The organism is Citrobacter sp. Cf118 (genome assembly GCF_030334095.1).
GTDB classification, from domain to species: Bacteria; Pseudomonadota; Gammaproteobacteria; order Enterobacterales; family Enterobacteriaceae; genus Citrobacter; species Citrobacter freundii.
Genome location: NZ_JAOWES010000038.1, coordinates 1 through 1,503, shown reverse-complemented (window position 1 = coordinate 1,503; position 1,503 = coordinate 1). Strand labels below are relative to the sequence as shown.

The 1,503-nt window shown below is 48.2% G+C and carries 2 protein-coding genes and 2 pseudogenes; all 4 read right to left on the bottom strand.

Annotation, left to right across the window (positions count from 1 at the left end; all coding sequences use genetic code 11):
* A pseudogene (locus tag OGX67_RS00520) lies at positions 1-182 on the bottom strand (IS3 family transposase); the annotation flags it as partial.
* Positions 183-191: 9 nt separating this feature from the next.
* Positions 192-443: pseudogene (locus OGX67_RS00515) on the bottom strand (IS30 family transposase); the annotation flags it as partial.
* A gap of 84 nt (positions 444-527) precedes the next feature.
* The gene (gene pcoE / locus OGX67_RS00510) at positions 528-962 is read right to left on the bottom strand and encodes a copper resistance system metallochaperone PcoE (RefSeq protein ID WP_038633679.1); all 435 of its coding nucleotides are present in this window, start codon (positions 960-962) and stop codon (positions 528-530) included.
* Positions 963-1,177: 215 nt separating this feature from the next.
* Positions 1,178-1,503, bottom strand: a 326-nt coding sequence (locus tag OGX67_RS00505) for an ATP-binding protein (RefSeq protein ID WP_063145455.1), incomplete at its 5' end; no start/stop codon positions are given.

Sequence of the window (1,503 nt, the reverse complement as noted above, 5' to 3'; positions counted from 1 at the left end):
TGTTTAATCTGTCCTGTCAGTCTCAGGTCTGCCTGATGGCGTTGTGAATGCGGCTGCTGAAGCCAGGCGTAAAAACCACTAGGATGAACATCCAGCACCCGACAGAGCAGGCGAACAGGCCAGCAACAGGAGTTGTCACGGATAAAGGCGTACCTCAGTCGGACAGCTTTGCGAAGTACGCCGCTGTGAGTTCAACAGGTGGATGCAACACATTGGTTAAAACGCTCTGCGGGTGATTCATAGTCTAGCGTTTTTCTTGGCCTCTCGTTGAGCTGCCTGGCAACACTGTTTAGTCTTTGCTGGCTGTGAACTGATAAGTCAGTTCCTTTTGGAAAATACTGTCTGAGTAATCTGTTTGTATTTTCATTTGAGCCGCGTTGCCAGGGAGATTGAGGATCGCAGAAGTAAACCTGAATATCTGTGGCTACGGTCGTGGGGGCAGTCCAATGGGAAAAAAACGCTCCCGGACGGGAGCATAAGCCAGTGACTTCGGCGTCAAATGAGGGTCTAACAAGTGGAGCTGCGGGTTAATTCTGGGTGATCTGGCTGCGATGCTTTTCAGCCTGCTGCTGATGAATAACGGAAGATTGACCATTATTCGCCTTCTCATGCATAACAGCGGCTTTCTCATGCTCGTTCATTTCGGAAAATGATTTTGCTGTTTCGTTAGAAGCTGCTGGCTTGGATTTCATCATTTTTTTATGCATTTCAGCCATGTCCTGATGGGCAGCAGAATTGCCGTTTTGCATCATTTCATGGGACATTGCGGCCTGATCGTGACCGCTCATATCCATCATTTTCATGCTCTCCCCCTGAACTGCACTTTTTTCAGCGGATGATTGCATCTGATGGGCAGGCGCCTGGGCATTATTTACCTGGTCATGCATGTTCATTGTCTCTGCAGCCCAGGCAGATGAAGCGACAGCCATCATGGCAATAAAGGATACAAGGATCTTTTTCATGGTTGGGTCTCCGGTGTTTTCATACCCGAACAATCAATGCTTATAACAGAGAAAGCATTTGATCTCAGGGCTGGTTGATCATCACGCCAGGAACCGGGCGATTGAATTATCACGCTGTCCTGATTTATGGCTGATTATAAAAAACCGACTCTGTTTATCGCGTGACTGAACGATGACATTTTTGTCACCTTCCGGGTTTCTCCTGAATAACGGTATTAATCCATTAACAGACGCACACTGAACACAATTTCCCGCCCCTGCTGTTCTGCTGACAGCTCGCCGCCGTGAGCATGAATGATCGACCTTGTAATTGATAATCCCAGCCCCGCGCCTTCCGTGTTGTAGAACCTTGATGAGTCTGCGCGATAGAACCGGTCAAACAAACGTTCCAGATTAGCGGGAACCTGGCCGGACATCGTATTCGTAATCATCACGTTCACACAGTCACTGTCACGCTCAAGGTGTATCGCTGTACAGGTGTTATCGGGAGAATACTTGATTGCATTGGAAAGCAGGTTACTGAAAGCACGTCGGAGCATAT